This window comes from Streptococcus sp. 596553 (assembly GCF_900411395.1).
Lineage (GTDB): Bacteria > Bacillota > Bacilli > Lactobacillales > Streptococcaceae > Streptococcus > Streptococcus mitis_BA.
Genome location: NZ_OXCQ01000015.1, coordinates 1 through 14281 on the forward strand (window position 1 = coordinate 1; position 14281 = coordinate 14281).

The 14281-nt window shown below is 37.3% G+C and carries 33 protein-coding genes; 29 read left to right on the forward strand and 4 right to left on the reverse strand.

Annotation, left to right across the window (positions count from 1 at the left end; genetic code table 11):
* Window positions 1–183 precede the first annotated feature (183 nt).
* Genes DSY56_RS10450 through DSY56_RS10465 form a run of 4 tightly spaced genes read right to left on the reverse strand, consistent with a single transcriptional unit; the run spans window position 184 to window position 2329 of the window.
* Window positions 184–591 (reverse strand): DUF4429 domain-containing protein, encoded by a 408-nt coding sequence (locus tag DSY56_RS10450; RefSeq protein ID WP_112445527.1) that lies wholly within the window; start codon window positions 589–591, stop codon window positions 184–186.
* A gap of 14 nt (window positions 592–605) precedes the next feature.
* A complete protein-coding gene (locus DSY56_RS10455) occupies window positions 606–1532 on the reverse strand; it encodes an HIRAN domain-containing protein (RefSeq protein WP_112445609.1) in 927 nt (308 codons plus the stop codon).
* A gap of 35 nt (window positions 1533–1567) precedes the next feature.
* Entirely contained in the window at window positions 1568–1951 is a 384-nt protein-coding gene (locus DSY56_RS10460; RefSeq protein WP_112445529.1) for an ImmA/IrrE family metallo-endopeptidase, read from the reverse strand.
* A gap of 12 nt (window positions 1952–1963) precedes the next feature.
* Window positions 1964–2329: a helix-turn-helix domain-containing protein gene (locus tag DSY56_RS10465; protein ID WP_000484469.1), complete on the reverse strand. Its 366-nt coding sequence runs from the start codon at window positions 2327–2329 to the stop codon at window positions 1964–1966.
* A 290-nt stretch (window positions 2330–2619) separates the two neighbouring features.
* Here DSY56_RS10465 and DSY56_RS10470 point away from each other — a divergent pair, with 290 nt between their 5' ends.
* From DSY56_RS10470 to DSY56_RS10595, 29 genes are all read left to right on the forward strand, one after another.
* Window positions 2620–2880, forward strand: a complete 261-nt coding sequence (locus DSY56_RS10470; RefSeq protein WP_112445531.1) for a hypothetical protein — start codon at window positions 2620–2622, stop codon at window positions 2878–2880.
* Between the two features lie 47 nt (window positions 2881–2927).
* A complete protein-coding gene (locus tag DSY56_RS10475) occupies window positions 2928–3131 on the forward strand; it encodes a helix-turn-helix transcriptional regulator (protein ID WP_112445533.1) in 204 nt (67 codons plus the stop codon).
* A 142-nt stretch (window positions 3132–3273) separates the two neighbouring features.
* On the forward strand, window positions 3274–3990 hold the full coding sequence (locus DSY56_RS10480; RefSeq protein ID WP_112445535.1) for an ORF6C domain-containing protein: 717 nt from the start codon (window positions 3274–3276) through the stop codon (window positions 3988–3990).
* Window positions 3991–4003: 13 nt separating this feature from the next.
* The gene (locus DSY56_RS10485) at window positions 4004–4261 is read left to right on the forward strand and encodes a hypothetical protein (RefSeq protein ID WP_000370958.1); all 258 of its coding nucleotides are present in this window, start codon (window positions 4004–4006) and stop codon (window positions 4259–4261) included.
* Window positions 4262–4348: 87 nt separating this feature from the next.
* The gene (locus DSY56_RS10490; protein ID WP_112445537.1) at window positions 4349–4693 is read left to right on the forward strand and encodes a hypothetical protein; all 345 of its coding nucleotides are present in this window, start codon (window positions 4349–4351) and stop codon (window positions 4691–4693) included.
* Between the two features lie 12 nt (window positions 4694–4705).
* Complete coding sequence (locus DSY56_RS10495) at window positions 4706–5062, forward strand: hypothetical protein (RefSeq protein WP_112445539.1); 357 nt, start codon at window positions 4706–4708, stop codon at window positions 5060–5062.
* Window positions 5063–5080: 18 nt separating this feature from the next.
* Window positions 5081–5905: a phage replisome organizer N-terminal domain-containing protein gene (locus DSY56_RS10500; protein WP_112445541.1), complete on the forward strand. Its 825-nt coding sequence runs from the start codon at window positions 5081–5083 to the stop codon at window positions 5903–5905.
* Window positions 5893–6051, forward strand: a complete 159-nt coding sequence (locus DSY56_RS12090; RefSeq protein ID WP_200832442.1) for a hypothetical protein — start codon at window positions 5893–5895, stop codon at window positions 6049–6051. Before DSY56_RS10500 ends, DSY56_RS12090 begins: the two co-directional genes overlap by 13 nt.
* The gene (locus DSY56_RS10505) at window positions 6045–6815 is read left to right on the forward strand and encodes an ATP-binding protein (protein ID WP_000228207.1); all 771 of its coding nucleotides are present in this window, start codon (window positions 6045–6047) and stop codon (window positions 6813–6815) included. The genes DSY56_RS12090 and DSY56_RS10505 overlap by 7 nt, the downstream gene beginning before the upstream one ends.
* Before the next feature lie 14 nt (window positions 6816–6829).
* Window positions 6830–7024: a hypothetical protein gene (locus DSY56_RS10510; RefSeq protein WP_112445543.1), complete on the forward strand. Its 195-nt coding sequence runs from the start codon at window positions 6830–6832 to the stop codon at window positions 7022–7024.
* Window positions 7024–7251, forward strand: a complete 228-nt coding sequence (locus tag DSY56_RS10515) for a hypothetical protein (RefSeq protein WP_031222755.1) — start codon at window positions 7024–7026, stop codon at window positions 7249–7251. Before DSY56_RS10510 ends, DSY56_RS10515 begins: the two co-directional genes overlap by 1 nt.
* Before the next feature lie 86 nt (window positions 7252–7337).
* Window positions 7338–7733, forward strand: a complete 396-nt coding sequence (gene ssb, locus DSY56_RS10520) for a single-stranded DNA-binding protein (RefSeq protein WP_000609556.1) — start codon at window positions 7338–7340, stop codon at window positions 7731–7733.
* Window positions 7734–7748: 15 nt separating this feature from the next.
* Window positions 7749–7913 (forward strand): hypothetical protein, encoded by a 165-nt coding sequence (locus tag DSY56_RS10525; protein ID WP_112445545.1) that lies wholly within the window; start codon window positions 7749–7751, stop codon window positions 7911–7913.
* Window positions 7903–8235 (forward strand): hypothetical protein, encoded by a 333-nt coding sequence (locus tag DSY56_RS10530; protein ID WP_050261587.1) that lies wholly within the window; start codon window positions 7903–7905, stop codon window positions 8233–8235. The genes DSY56_RS10525 and DSY56_RS10530 overlap by 11 nt, the downstream gene beginning before the upstream one ends.
* Window positions 8207–8524, forward strand: coding sequence for a hypothetical protein (locus DSY56_RS10535; protein ID WP_200832444.1), 318 nt, complete (start codon window positions 8207–8209; stop codon window positions 8522–8524). Before DSY56_RS10530 ends, DSY56_RS10535 begins: the two co-directional genes overlap by 29 nt.
* 1 nt (window position 8525) lies before the next feature.
* On the forward strand, window positions 8526–9002 hold the full coding sequence (locus DSY56_RS10540; RefSeq protein ID WP_112445547.1) for a DUF1642 domain-containing protein: 477 nt from the start codon (window positions 8526–8528) through the stop codon (window positions 9000–9002).
* The gene (locus tag DSY56_RS10545; RefSeq protein ID WP_112445549.1) at window positions 9002–9289 is read left to right on the forward strand and encodes a hypothetical protein; all 288 of its coding nucleotides are present in this window, start codon (window positions 9002–9004) and stop codon (window positions 9287–9289) included. Before DSY56_RS10540 ends, DSY56_RS10545 begins: the two co-directional genes overlap by 1 nt.
* Window positions 9289–9627: a hypothetical protein gene (locus DSY56_RS10550; RefSeq protein WP_112445551.1), complete on the forward strand. Its 339-nt coding sequence runs from the start codon at window positions 9289–9291 to the stop codon at window positions 9625–9627. The genes DSY56_RS10545 and DSY56_RS10550 overlap by 1 nt, the downstream gene beginning before the upstream one ends.
* 1 nt (window position 9628) lies before the next feature.
* Window positions 9629–9778: a hypothetical protein gene (locus DSY56_RS12095; protein ID WP_200832446.1), complete on the forward strand. Its 150-nt coding sequence runs from the start codon at window positions 9629–9631 to the stop codon at window positions 9776–9778.
* Window positions 9778–9978, forward strand: a complete 201-nt coding sequence (locus DSY56_RS10555) for a hypothetical protein (RefSeq protein ID WP_112445553.1) — start codon at window positions 9778–9780, stop codon at window positions 9976–9978. Before DSY56_RS12095 ends, DSY56_RS10555 begins: the two co-directional genes overlap by 1 nt.
* Window positions 9975–10235 (forward strand): DUF1372 family protein, encoded by a 261-nt coding sequence (locus DSY56_RS10560; protein ID WP_112445556.1) that lies wholly within the window; start codon window positions 9975–9977, stop codon window positions 10233–10235. Before DSY56_RS10555 ends, DSY56_RS10560 begins: the two co-directional genes overlap by 4 nt.
* A gap of 1 nt (window position 10236) precedes the next feature.
* Entirely contained in the window at window positions 10237–10986 is a 750-nt protein-coding gene (locus DSY56_RS10565) for a DNA-methyltransferase (RefSeq protein WP_112445558.1), read from the forward strand.
* 45 nt (window positions 10987–11031) lie between these two features.
* Window positions 11032–11517 (forward strand): MazG-like family protein, encoded by a 486-nt coding sequence (locus DSY56_RS10570; protein ID WP_112445560.1) that lies wholly within the window; start codon window positions 11032–11034, stop codon window positions 11515–11517.
* Window positions 11514–11738 (forward strand): DUF3310 domain-containing protein, encoded by a 225-nt coding sequence (locus tag DSY56_RS10575; RefSeq protein WP_112445562.1) that lies wholly within the window; start codon window positions 11514–11516, stop codon window positions 11736–11738. Before DSY56_RS10570 ends, DSY56_RS10575 begins: the two co-directional genes overlap by 4 nt.
* Window positions 11731–12129 carry a helix-turn-helix transcriptional regulator gene (locus DSY56_RS10580; protein ID WP_112445564.1) on the forward strand — a complete coding sequence of 133 codons (399 nt, stop codon included), beginning with the start codon at window positions 11731–11733 and terminating at the stop codon, window positions 12127–12129. The genes DSY56_RS10575 and DSY56_RS10580 overlap by 8 nt, the downstream gene beginning before the upstream one ends.
* Before the next feature lie 211 nt (window positions 12130–12340).
* Window positions 12341–12742, forward strand: coding sequence for a transcriptional regulator (locus DSY56_RS10585; RefSeq protein ID WP_112445566.1), 402 nt, complete (start codon window positions 12341–12343; stop codon window positions 12740–12742).
* Between the two features lie 188 nt (window positions 12743–12930).
* A complete protein-coding gene (locus DSY56_RS10590) occupies window positions 12931–13473 on the forward strand; it encodes a site-specific integrase (protein WP_112445568.1) in 543 nt (180 codons plus the stop codon).
* A 164-nt stretch (window positions 13474–13637) separates the two neighbouring features.
* Window positions 13638–13784: a hypothetical protein gene (locus DSY56_RS11945; RefSeq protein WP_160109926.1), complete on the forward strand. Its 147-nt coding sequence runs from the start codon at window positions 13638–13640 to the stop codon at window positions 13782–13784.
* A 117-nt stretch (window positions 13785–13901) separates the two neighbouring features.
* A complete protein-coding gene (locus tag DSY56_RS10595) occupies window positions 13902–14228 on the forward strand; it encodes an HNH endonuclease (protein WP_112445570.1) in 327 nt (108 codons plus the stop codon).
* The last annotated feature ends 53 nt before the right edge of the window (window positions 14229–14281 follow it).

Consider the following 14281-nt stretch of genomic DNA (forward strand, 5'->3'; position numbering starts at 1 on the left):
ATATTTCATTGTATTCTCCTTGTTTATCAGCTTCTGGACAAGGTCTAAACATTGAGAATATTGACATCACCCCTTTCATGGTGTAAAATAGGGTATAGAAAAGAGGCCTTTTTAATGGCTGATTTTTATACAGGATAAGCTTCACAATCAAACTTTGGCGAGGGCGATTGTGGGGCTTTTTTGTTATTTCTTGACTTTATCTTTTAAAGCTTTCTCTATGGCTTTCTTCAATTCCAAAATAGATGCTTTTTCATCTTTGGTAAAGGTTACGGTGTTTTCATCTTTTACGGCATCAAACACACCACCTTTTGTATCAGAAGAACCAGGGTAAACAAGTTGAAGATAGCCAACAGTTGAGCCAGGTTCTTTCAATTGGTATGCTGTAATCTCAGAGAGGAGAATTGACTTTTCGCCATCAAGACCATGAAGAAGAACATTAGATACATTTGACTTTCTTGCAATCCTGATAAAATAATCATCGATTCTTACAACAGTTTTTGATTTTTTAAACTCAAAAACTCGTTCATTAGGTTCCTCTGTAAAAAGTTCGATTTCTAAAACTTCATTTTGTTTTTTACCAAATAACGCCATAATATTTCCTCCGTTTATTTTTTTATATATTTAATTATTGGTCTTATTAAGATATAAGATATTATTAGCCCAATAAAGAATGGCCCAATTTTTCCTTCAAACAGTAGAGATAGGGAAGCAAGTAAGAAGAGTAGACCGACAATAGATAATATAATGGATTTAATTGTAGGACTTTCTTTTTTGGGTGTTGTTTCAACTGAAGTAGTAAATTGAGTAGAATCAGCAATATTTAATGCGTTTCCTTCAATAGGGATAGTTGGTTTTGATAATTGTACTAAATCTGATTCTTTTTTCAATTCTAATGCATCGGATGTTAGCACAGGCTCAATATTTCTTTGCTCTTCTTTTTCTCGCAAATCTATTTCATGAACATCTAATGCCAATTCAGAGCTTTCTTTTTCAGTCTTTTTATGCACCACATTTTCGATTGGAGTCGTCGGTGAGACTTCATTACTTTCTTCTAGCGTAGAATCAATAACTGATAGATATATTTCAAAACCAATATCTAAGTCGTTATTAGTAATAACCTTATCGTTTAAATCATCCCACTCTTTGTATGGTCCACCTTTTATCTCTCCCTCTATTACAAAGTTATATTTTTTGTTATCAAAATATTTTCGTATTGTTTTAGCAACAGTCGCAGGAACATATCCTACATGATTATTAAATATCAAAACTTTTATAGCATTAGGATCATACTTATTATCTACTTCTGGAACAAGCTCAATATTGAAAAAGTCTAAATCTTGATATTTGAAAACTTTCATGCCATATTCTTCAAGTTCTTCTCTAAGTTCCTTAGTTGATAAATTGCTATAGTACTTTGCATATTCTGGGATTCCGTTATCTTCAGCAATTAGATTACAGGCTTCTTTAACCGCTTTTTTATATTTGGTTACACCAGCAACTCTAAACAGTATTTTCTCAACAGTCTTTTGCACAATTTCCTCCTCTAGCCAAATACCCACAATATCATTTAATTAACCAATGCTAGATATTCCTCCTTAACCATGACTTCATTAGTCATAGTTTTTAGATCATAGTAGGACATGAATTTGAGGTAATCAAATTCTGTGGGGTCGTCTAAGCTTTCTAGTGCGTCTTTTACGAGATGATGGATCATATTCCTATCAGCTTCGTTTTCACAGCGTAAGCGAGCGTTCTGGTACTCTGAGCGCGTATGGTCCTTGTGTCCTAGCTCATGCAGTAGGACCTTAACCCTTTCTTTTTTGCTGAGTTTGTTAGACAAGAAAGCTGTGTTGGTTTCTTTTTCGTAAAATCCAAGTTCATCAGGTATTAGCTCACCGTCAAAATCGACAATGCGAACCTGAAAATGACTTATAATTTCTTTTTCGGTCACTAAGCAGCACCTCTAATCACCAGCTTCTTTGAGATAACCTTCAATGATAGACTGGATGATTTTCTTCTTTTCATCTGTTAATTCTCGGCCACCAAACATCATGACATTAGATGCCATTTCTTCAACATTCAGTGTCTTCCCTTGCCATGTGTACTCTTTTGAATTACCAGCGATAGCTGGATTATCTGTACGTCCGAGCAGGTAGTCTAAGGATACATTAAAGTAATCAGCGATTTCTTGCATTCTTTCTGTACTAGCTTTTTGTTTTTTTAGGGAATATAGTGTGTTTCTGCTATATCCAAGCTTTTCTTCCAAAGCATTTATAGAAAGTCCCTGTTTTTTTGCAAGTTCTTTGATTTTTTCGTATGTTGGAAACATTGATTTATCAACCTTTCTAAGCATTACGAAAAAATAATTAAATTATTTGATTAAAGTTGTTGACAAAATTAAATAAATAATTTAAAATTATATTCGTAAGCTAAAGAGTTAGCGAATAAGACAACTAAAAAATAAAGCCTAATGAAACTGATTGGCGTCCGTTTTTTCTAGGTAGAACCTTACTTTTAGTAGGTCTTTTCTCTATGGTTTGATTTTAAATCATTTATTTAAAAATGTCAAGAAAATTCGCTAACTTTTTAGATAATTTTTTTAAAAGAAAGGAGAGGGAGATGAGTAAACCATCAAAAAAATCACTACCAATTCAAAATTTAGAAATTAAGATAGATAGCGACTCTAGTATTCCACGGGTTATTTTGAATGGGATTGATTTTCAAGCAGAAGATATTGGTCTTCGAGGTATCAATATCTTTTGGGAAACAAAGAAAGATGAAGTTCCAGAGACACTTATTCAGGTTGATTATATAGATAACCGTGAAGCGCCTCATATAGTATCTGTCAAACAGTCGTTTCAAAATACTTTACTTAAATAGCTCTGGCGAGTTTTATTTACATTATATCAAATTTAGAAAGGAAGAATATGAGCAAAGAACTAAAAATCATCAAGGCTAAAATCAAAACTCGTTTGATTGAGTTGGATATGACTCAAGCCGAATTGGCAAAACAAGTATCTGTAGCATCATCAGTTATTTCAGAGCTACTGAAATATGGAAAAGGTAGTGAGTTTGTTAAGGAAAAAGTTGCAGATGTTTTAGGGATTGAGAACCCTTGGAGAAATCACTGAGAGGTGCATACATGCAAGAGAAAATAATACTGAATTGGCAGAAGAAAAATCACCAACTTAATCAGCTGATGATCGATAGTCTTGAGGGGCTAGATGTTTGGGAAACTATTTTAACACTAGGAAAAGTAAGAAGAGGAACATTATGAACGAAATTTTTAATTTTCACGGGCAGGAAGTCCGTACTTTGACAATTGATGATGAGCCTTGGTTCGTTGGGAAGGATATTGCAGATATCTTGGGATATGCAAATTCAAGAAAAGCAATTTTTGACCATGTAGATGATGACGATAAGACTGATGGGGTAACGATTCGTGACGCCATGGGTAGAAATCAAAACCCCATCATCATCAATGAATCTGGTCTCTACTCTCTTATCTTATCCAGCAAGTTGCCTCAGGCCAAGGAGTTCAAGCGCTGGGTGACATCAGAGGTCTTGCCAGCTATTCGTAAGCAGGGCGGATTTATCCGTGAGGACTTGGACGAGGATGCCTTCATTGCTCTATTTACTGGACAGAAGAAATTGCGTGAACAGCAGGCTACTATGCTGGAAGATATTGACTATTTGAAGAGTGAGCAACCGATTCATCCAAGCTACGCTCAGTCGCTCCTGAAAAAGCGCAAGGCTCGAGTAGTCGCCTGTCTTGGTGGAATTGACAGTCCAGCTTATGCTGATAAAATATTCGCTCAGTCAGTCTTTAGACAAGCTGAGATTGACTTTAAAGACCACTTCAATATTAGTCGATATGACCTGCTACCCAAGAAGCATGCGGACGCTGCTCTAGCTTACTGGATGACGTGGGAGCCAAGCACCAATACCAAGATGAAAATCATGAAATTGAACTCATTTGACGAAGTGTAGGAAGGGGAAGAAGATGGACAATGTTCTACTTTCACTATCTGAATGGATTAAATCCATTATCAAGGACACAATCACAAGGCTGGTCGAAATAGAAAAAGATAGTGATCACTATCCAGAGTTGATGGATGTGAACACTACCTGTGATTTTCTAGGAATTAAGTATGCCACATTTTCAGATAATTATCGTTACTTAAAGGGATTTCCAAAGGAATTACCTGGTAAGAAATGGTCAAAAAGAGCCATCAAAGAATGGCTCTCTAATCAAATATAATAACTTTACTAAAAGGCTTCTGGACAAGGTCTTAGCAAAATTATTTGACTATATTATAGCATAAAAAGAGGATAAGGAGATTAAAAAATGTTTGAACCACCGATTTTAGACCAGCTGATGGGGGTTGGAGCCTTGCTGCTTGGATTTGCAGGGCTTTGCCGTCATATCAAATTGCAGGAACAACGCAAGGAAGAAGAAAGACGAGAAGAGCAAGAATTTGCGTCTATGATTATCCAAGGATATAACCATGCTTACGAACGTGGTAGAGAGGACAAATGGCAAGAAATTCGCAAGAATATTCGCAGAGAGTTCAAAGGATTCACATATGACAACGAACCGCCTCAAGGATTGCGTTCAGAACATCTAGGCTTGCGCCAAGAACCTCTGGCATTACCAGAGCCTAAACAGTCTGCAATCAGATTTTTATCATGAGGAGGTCAGGAAATGGAAAGATTGATTCAATGGCTGGATGACCAGATTATGTATATCAAAGAAGCGATAGAAAAGGGATCAGCTACAAGACATTTTATTACGATTTGGGAATATGATCATAAAAATCTATTACTAGTCAAAGAATACATAACTGACTATGAAAAATTAACCAAGGACTATGAAAAACTAGTTAAGGACTATGAAAAACTAGTTAAGGACTATGAAAAACTAACCAAGGACAATCATGATGTGGCCTCTCAAAATCGTCTGCTCAAGCTTGAAAAACTAGAGTTAGAAGGCAGGTACATCTATGAGGATATGCGGATGAAGTACCGTGCTAACCGTAGGAAGTGGAGGGCAAAGACTTAGTGCGGATTGGAGGAGTATATGTCTGATAATAAAAAATATTATTACTTAAAATTGCGAGACAATTTTTTTGATAATGACGATATAGCAATCCTTGAAAGCATGCCAGACGGGATACTTTATTCTAACATTCTACTAAAACTTTATCTTAGAAGCCTTAAAAACAATGGTAAATTAATGTTTAATGACCGCATACCTTATAATGTACAGATGCTATCAACGATTACTAGGCAACCAGTTGCAGTTGTAGAAAAGTCAGTCGGAATATTTAAAGAGATGGGATTGATTGAGGTTTTGGATAACGGGGCCATCTACATGCTTGATATCCAAAATTTTATTGGTTCATCAAATACTGAAGCTGATAGAAAGCGTGAATATAGACGAAAAATCGCTTTAGAAAAAGGTCAAAAACTTTTGGGACATTCGTCCGGACATTTGTCGGACGAACAGGCACCAGAGATAGAGATAGAGAATAGAGATATAAAAGAGAATAGAGATATAAAAGAGATAGATTCTGAAAAGGACAATTCTCCTGCTGCTATTGCTGAATATTATCAATCTCGTGTCGGAGTGCTTGATGGGAAACAATTTGAACAACTACTTGACTACATTAGATTTGATCATATGGAGTATGAATTGGTAAAACTTGCGATTGATAAGGCTGCTGATAATTCAAAACGAAGTTTTGGATATGTAAATAGTATTTTGAAGAATTGGGCGCAAAATGGTATCAAGACTACTGTACAACAAGAAGAAGAGCAATCAAACTTTAACAAGTCAAGAGGATTTACTACTTCTCGTGGAAATCAATCAGAACAGGAGGCAAAGGAAGAATGGGGGTTTTAGAACTTATCAAGCAATTTGAAGAGGAATTTTATCCGTTAAGCTACGAAAAGAAAACTCTTTTAGCGAACCAGCCAATTCATCAAGTGGTTGCTTGCTTGTCTGAAATGGCTAGCTGGCATGAATGTGGAGGTCGTCTGTCATGGTAGACAATGTGTTTGAGGAGATTGCCTTATCTTATCACAGGAATACAGAACAACAAGATGAGTTTTGCGAAAAGCATAACATTCCTTTGATAAAGATATTGCGGACTGAGAGTGTTGTATGCCGCATGTGTGAATCTGAGCGGATCCATGAGGAGAATCAAGCAAGAGTGAATGAACTGGCCGACGCTGAGAATGAGCGAGAGAGGAAATACTATCTTGAGAAGTTTTCTCTTTATGATGAGGTTTTGAAAAATGCGACTTTGGACAACTTTGAGACACCCACTGAAAAAGAAGCGGAAAAGCTAGCTTTTGCAAAGAGGATTTGTCGTGAGTGGTCTGAGGGTGCTAGGAACAACATCGTGTTACAAGGAGAAGCTGGAACGGGCAAGAGCCATTTGGCTTTTGCGATGGTTAAGGCTCTATCTGAGTACACGAAAGAGATTGCTATATTTATCAATGTGACGGACTTACTGATGAAGATTAAAGCTGATTTTAGTCAGGAAGAGTTTCTGGTCAATAAAATTGCCAGTGCTAAGTTCTTGGTTTTGGATGATTTGGGCATGGAGAAGGATAGCGAATGGTCGTTTACTATTCTCTACAATATCCTGAATAAGCGTTCAAATACAATCATTACCACCAATTTGACTTCTGCTGATATTCAGAAAAGATATGGCAGACCCTTTATGTCCAGACTAATGAAGGGTGTAGATAAAGACCATTTGATGGTTTTCAATGATTTGACAAATAAGCGAAAGCACTATTTTTAGAATGGAGGTAGCTGATGTTTATTTTAAGACATGGAACAAGAGAGGATAAGCCCTTTCTGAGATCCGTGGTTATCGGAGTGACCGGCTTGGACATTTCATATTCTGAGGAGAAGAAAGCCATGCGGTTTGTTTCTCGTGGGGTAGCCGTACAGGTTGGAAAGGCTTTGAGGGGTTCCTTTGGGAACTTTTACTCTGTTGAGGTGGAGTGATGTTAGAACTTTACTTCGTCTACAACGGGCACTGCAAGTTTTACCTTGGGACGTTTGACAATGTCGATGATCTCATTGAGCAAATGGAAGATCATCAGTGGGCTTTCTCGGCTATCACTCAGCCAAGGTTTCAGAAGCACATTGGTCAGCGGACGACACGGTTTGACTATGGTGCGAAGGATTGTTACTATTTAGCAACTTTTTCAGGAGGAGAAGAAAATGATTGAATTTATTAAAGAATTTGGAATAACTTTTCTGTGCTTTTTTATCGGTTACTCAGTTGTGGAATGTGCGACAGGAAAGGAAAAGAAAGATGATTAATAATGTTACGTTAGTGGGGCGCTTGACGAAAGACCCTGAATTAAAACATACACCGTCGAATGTGGCGGTTGCTACCTTTACTCTGGCGGTCAATCGAAATTTCAAGGGAGCCAACGGCGAGCGAGAGGCAGACTTCATCAACTGTATGATGTGGCGCAAGCAGGCGGAGCTATTCGCAGAATGGTGCAAGAAGGGTAATCTGGTCGGTGTGACGGGTCGCATCCAGACAAGGAACTACGAGAATCAGGAGGGGCGCAGGGTCTATCTGACTGAGGTGGTCGCAGATGGTTTTGAGCGACTTGAAAAGCGTGATGATACAGCTAACCGTTCGAACATTGAGGAACAAATGCCAGGATACGCCCTTGAAGAAGATGATTTTCCGTTTTAGCAGGAAGTGATAAATATGATTGGATTAACCTATCAGGAAATTCATCTCTTTGTTGAGTTTTTGAAAAAGCAGTATGGGCAAGGTCGTCCAGACTATATTGAAGCCCTGGACGACTTGGACGGTCTGGCGAAAGTCTCCCACATAGAAGCTATTGAAAGATTTTTAGAAGATGAAATATAAAGTGACAGAATACCATTCAGATTTTCAGGAAGAACAGACTGGCACTTGCGAATTGTGTTTTGGTACAGCGTGGGTTGAAAATGGTTCAATAACGGTTGAAGATGAAAATGGAACTGAAACAGAAATTTATTTAACGGTTTGGGATTGGGGCGATTACGACACAATCTACATTGATAATGTGGTTAATTTCTCAGCTTGGTTGCAAGAAAGGGAAGTTGACCCAATCGTTGAAGAAACTGAACCTTGGTCGTGGTTGCATGAATTGGTAGAAAAATATAATGAGGAGTTGGAAGATGATGGAAGATTTAAAGCAAAAAGTTAATGCAGTATACAACTGGACGGTAGAAGATGGGAAGCCCAAACCTCCCAAGCAAGATTTACCACAAGCAGTGAAAGACCGGGCGGACTATTTTTGGGAAATGACAGAAGATGGTATGACGTTTATGGGAGCGATGGAATGCATCTTCGCTGATGAAAAGCCTACAGACTATGATTTGGGAGCTACTAAGGATTGGTTACCAAAATCTAAGGAGTTTGATGATTGGATTGGCTATTTGCCAAGCATGGCTCAGGTAGTTATTGCAGTTTATTTGATTTATGGAGTAAACTAAGATGAATATTAAGGCATTGATTAAGAAGTACGAAGCGGTTGAATGTCTTGTAAGTATTGTTAGCGGAAAAACTATTCTAAAAACCGTTCTAAGAGACTTGAAACAACTAGACGAACCAGAAAAAGTCAAAGTTCCGCAGTTTGTGGCGGATTTTATCGCAGAACAGAAAAAACTGGGTCATACACTGTCCTACTCAATAGACGCAAGCATGTCTGACATAGTTGCAGAATGGTATTGGGATAATTCCGAACTCTTTGCTCAAGCTTGGATTTTTGGCTACGAGGTCGAGAAAGAGAAGCGGTATACTGTTAGTCTGAAGAATGGGCAACCCTTGGTTAAATCGCAATCAGGGAACACTCTTTATTTCAACCAAAATATAACAGCTGGAAATTATAAATTTACTCGCAAAGAACTAGAAGAAGCTGGATCCGGTTGGGTGTTTGATTGCCCAGGTATTGAAATCGAGGAAGTTGAGTGATGATACAAACGTTTGAAGAAGGAATGAAGAATCAAAGTAAACGCATAAAAATCCCAATGGAAATCAGACCGTTTGATGTGGGTTATCGAATAGTAAATAAACACGGTCAAGCGCTTGCCTTAAAAAACGGAGCAAGTATATTCGATTTACCATCACTAGCTGAAAAAGCCATTAAGAAAGAGTTTAGTAAAAATGACCCAGACTTTGACATTGAAAAGCATTTTGTTGAAGAGGTCGCTATTGTCAATTTAAGTAAATTTCATAGTTATTTTGAGGAGGTGGAGTGATGAGTTATGATTTGGAAGTCTTAGCGAAAATAGAAAACGGAAATTATATTTGTATCGCTGAACCTAGATATAGTTCTCCGACCTACAATCTCGGGAAGATGTTTAGAATTGCTATGGATTGGGATTTCGACCAAGGCACAATTTACAATGTTGCTGATATTGTAAATAACATCCAACGCGGTATATCTGAATTAGAACAGTACCCTGAAAAGTATGTGCAGTATGAACCTGAAAATAGATGGGGAACAGTTAGCGATGCCTTAGAAGTTTTAAAGTCGCTGAAAGAGTGTATTTTAGAACAAGATATTGATACAAAATATTTATATATGAGGTGGTAATATGAAACGACCAAACAGATACCCTTACACACGAAATCAATGGATTGAAGAAACTGTCAATCGCTATACATATAAAAGCGATATTTGCTATACAAGTCACATTTTAGAAAATAGACTTACTGGAGAAATTAAGAGCAAGGAGGTGGAGTAATGGCTAGAAAGGTACAAGCAACGCTTACCAAAGATATGTATGACCATGTTGAAGCCATCAAAGAATATGGTAGTTATGGAAGCATAGCAGAAGTGGTCAATAAAGCACTTGAAAAGTTAGTAAATGAACATACCGACAATGAAATATATAAATATTATTTGCAAAAAGTAAGAGATGGAAGAAATGAGGTCATAGATTGAAACGATTCATAGCTATCTGGATTCTTCTATCTGCTGGACTAAACATCTGGCAGATGGACAGGATTGCAGAACTAGAAAAGAAAAAGCCGATGGTTATCTACAAGTCGGATAACGCAGGCGCTGAGATATTCGGTAAGGTTGTTGAGAAAGGACGACATGGGAAGCTATACACGCTTACAATTCGTGATTACGGGGTGTTCGTGGTTACGAAGGACGTGTACGATAAAGTGAAAGTCGGGGATGAGGTGATGATTTAAAATGAAATGCGAGTTATACAACGATCATTTTGAAAATGCTAAAAGGTATCAGATTCCAAGGGCGCAGTTAATTATCGCTGATATCCCTTATAATTTAGGCAATAATGCGTATGCTTCGGACCCCCGTTGGTACAAGGATGGAGATAATAAAAACGGCGAGAGTAAACTGGCAGGAAAATCATTTTTCGATACGGACAATGATTTCAAGATTAATAATTTTTTCGATTTCTGTTCTAGGTTACTCAAAAAAGAACCTAAGGAAAAGGGGAAAGCGCCAGCTATGATTGTATTCCACGCTTGGCAACAGCGAGAAATGGTTATTGAATGTGGTAAAAAACATGGATTTAATAACGCTTATCCGCTTTATTTTACAAAGAAATCAAGTCCACAAGTTTTAAAAGCCAACATGAAGATTGTTGGCGCTGTTGAAGAGGCGACTGTCTTATATCGTGACAAGTTACCGAAATTCAACAATAGTGGGTCAATGGTATTAAATCATGCTCCTTGGGAGAAAGATAGTAACTATCCCACGATTCATCCGACGCAGAAACCTATACCAGTTTTAAAACGGTTGATTGAAATATTTACTGATCCAGACGATGTTGTTATTGACCCAGTAGCTGGAAGTGGCTCAACTTTGAGAGCTGCAATCGAAATGGGACGGTCAGCCTATGGCTTTGAAATAAAAAAGGATTTTTACAAAAAGGCGCAGGAGCAAATGCTCTCAACCTTTCAAACCAGTCTATTCTAGGCCGCTATATCAGACTACAATTTTTGATTTTTTAGGAGAAAAAGAATGAACACAATAGAAAATGTAAAACAATGGTTTATTGACCGTGATTTAGAAAACGGTGGACGGCTAGACAAGCAGTCACTAAAACTCAGTGAAGAGTTCGGTGAGTTATGCGCAGGTTATCTCAAAAAGAATGAGCAACTAACCAAGGACAGTATCGGAGACTGTGCAGTCGTGATTGTCGGTCTTACCTTGCTGATTAAGGTAGATGTGCATAAGATTTTTAAAACATCAGGATATGATAGAGATGTAATGACATGTTTTGGTTTTTTAAATCAAAATATAAGCGAATTTCAGTTATGTCAAGATTTTGGTGACAATGGCATTCTTGAATTATATCTGTCACGTACAATCTACTGGTTAAAATCGTTAAGCATCGCCCTTGGTTATAGCTTCGAGGAATGTTTTGAACTGGCTTACCAAGAAATCAAAGATCGCAAGGGTCGTTGGATTGACGGTACGTTCGTCAAAGAGGAGGATTTAGCATGACAGACAACATAAATAAACCAAACCACTACATCGGGACTTATGGTCTCGAAGTGAAGGATGTTACGAGGAATTTTATCAAAGGCAAGTCAGAAATGGAAGCTCATCGCTGGTGCAGTGCAGTCGAGTATTTACTTCGATACAAAGAGAAAAACGGTCTTGAAGACCTGAAGAAAGCACGTAAGAACCTTGATTGGCTGATTGAGGAGATGGAGAATGAGTGAGTACGCTAAGACTTTTCCAGAACAATTGAGATTGTGGCGAAAAGCCAGAGGTCTAAAGAAAGTTGAGGCTGCTAAAATCTTTGGAGTTACCCCAGAAGCGATTTGTCATTGGGAGAGTGGAAAAGCACAACCGCAAGATGGAGATATGTTTGTTATTTGCGAAAAATTGCATCTTGACCCTCGTATGTTTTTGAGAAAAAAGACAACTCCTCTTGCCGAAATGCTAAAAAGAAAGAGATGCGAGTTGGGATTGACTCAAAGTGATTTAGCCATTAAATTAGGGTATCACAGAGATACGATAGCCAAGTGGGAAACAGGCAGTAGCATTTCTAAATACGCATTAGAAGATATCTGTACGTTTTTTGGGATTGAGATCCAAGAAAGGAAATAAGACTCAATGAACAAAAGAATTAAGAAGAAGATAGCTAAACGGCAGATACAAGAAAAGCAAGAAGAATTAGACAAACAACTACGGAAATTAAGTCCTGAAGAAATTGAAGCTATAGCTAAAATGATTAACCAGGCAGTTTCTAATATTCGCAAGGCTTTCTCTCAGATATTTGATAACTTGTTTACATTTTTTAAAAACTTGGAGGTGGAAATTGAAGAAATTGAGCGACGAAGACCTCAAAACGTTAGACAGAGAACTTTTCAAATTTCAAAACATTCAACGCACAATAGACTTAAGAAGGCTAGAATTAGAAACCAGAAACCCAGATGCTCAAAGCGGGCCTACTGTAGGAATAAGCAAACCTACCGAAACCATCGCAATCAGAATCGCGGATGATCCGACTTTAAAATTTCTTGAAGGATTTAAAGGGATTATCAATAAACTCTTAAGCAATCTAATTGATGAGGATAAGGAAATTTTTAATCTACGCTGGAGATACCCTCAATTGAGATGGGAAGAAATAGCAGAACAGAAATTCATGAGTAGAGCTACAGTTTATCGGCGAAGAAGAATTATCTTAGAACAGTACGCTATCTTGAAAGGTGAGTTGTAAATAAGAATGAGACAAAAGGCCTCTTGAACTCTCATGAAAAACAGTTTATTATGATAGCATGAACTTCTGAAAACAAAACACAAATCACATGTTGGAGTCATTCTATTTTTTCCAGAAAAGTTGTTTAACAGAGGAACATCATGAGTCAGCAACTAGCTGGCTTTTTGTTTTATAGAAAGGAGGCAGTTATGGAATTTGTATCACCGATAAAAGATAATGACGAAATTCAGGCAATGAAAGATTATCTCAGAGAGTGGAATGAGATGTATTATATGCTATTCATTACAGGTCTGAATACTGGATTGAGAGTTGGAGATATCCTCACTTTAAAAGTTAAAGATGTTCAAGGTTGGCACATCAAGCTGAGAGAACGAAAGACTGGTAAGCAGATAACAAGACGGATGACAAAAGAACTCAAGAAAGAAATGAGAAGATATGTCGAAGACAAACCATTTCACCATTTCTTATTTAAGAGTAGGCAAGGGAAAAATAAAGCAATCACTCGTGAGAGAGCCTATCAAATTATTCATGAGGCTGCTGAAGAACTTGGCATTGATAATGTTGGAACACATACAATGCGAAAAACGTTTGGTTATAAATATTACAACAAGACAAAGGACGTAGGGACATTACAGAAAATGTTCAATCACTCGTCACCTGCAATTACCCTGAGATACATAGGAATAGAACAAGCAGAGCTTGATGATGCTTTACGGAACTTTGTCATTTAATTTTTTTAGATATTACTTTCACATAATGAGTTAAGCATAAACTGAAAAAATGAAACTCTTCAAAACCCATGCTTAGTAAGGGTTTGAGATTTAGAGTGAGTTTAACAAAATATAAGATATGTGAAAGTAAGGGATAAAATTGGTATAGTTACAGGAGGTGAAAAATGAACAATCAATATAATTTATACAGAAAGGTTGATGCCCATGATGGAGTCATGTGGAAACATCAAGATTACCACAAACAGAAAGAATTAGAATTAAGGAATCCAATCTTTAGTTACTCAAAAAGAAAATCAAGAAAAGTAAAATGAGACAAAAGACATCTTGAAGTCTCACAAAAAAAGGTTTATTATGGTAGCATAGATTTCTTGTATGAGATGGGATAGGTCAAAAGCCTGTCCTTTTGTTTTTGCAAAGGAGTATATATCATGTACAACAAACCAGTCAGACAAAGCTTGAAGACAAGTAAGTGGTACAAGTTCCGTGACAAGGTCATGAGACAACACGATTACCTTTGCCAAGAAAGTCTGAGATATGGGCAGTCAGTTCCAGCTGAAATGGTTCATCATATTTACCCAGTATCTGAGTATCCAGAGCTGGAGTATGTATCTTGGAATTGTTTGCCACTGACTAACCGTAAACACAATACATTTCATGACCGGAACAACGATAAGATAATTGGAAATGGAATTTATTGGCAGAAGAAAAGAAAAAAAGAATTTTTAAATTTTTTCAAAAATAAAAATGAAAAATGAAAAAATTTTTTCCATCCCCCCACTTCAAAAAAATTTTTTCGAAGCCTCTGGGA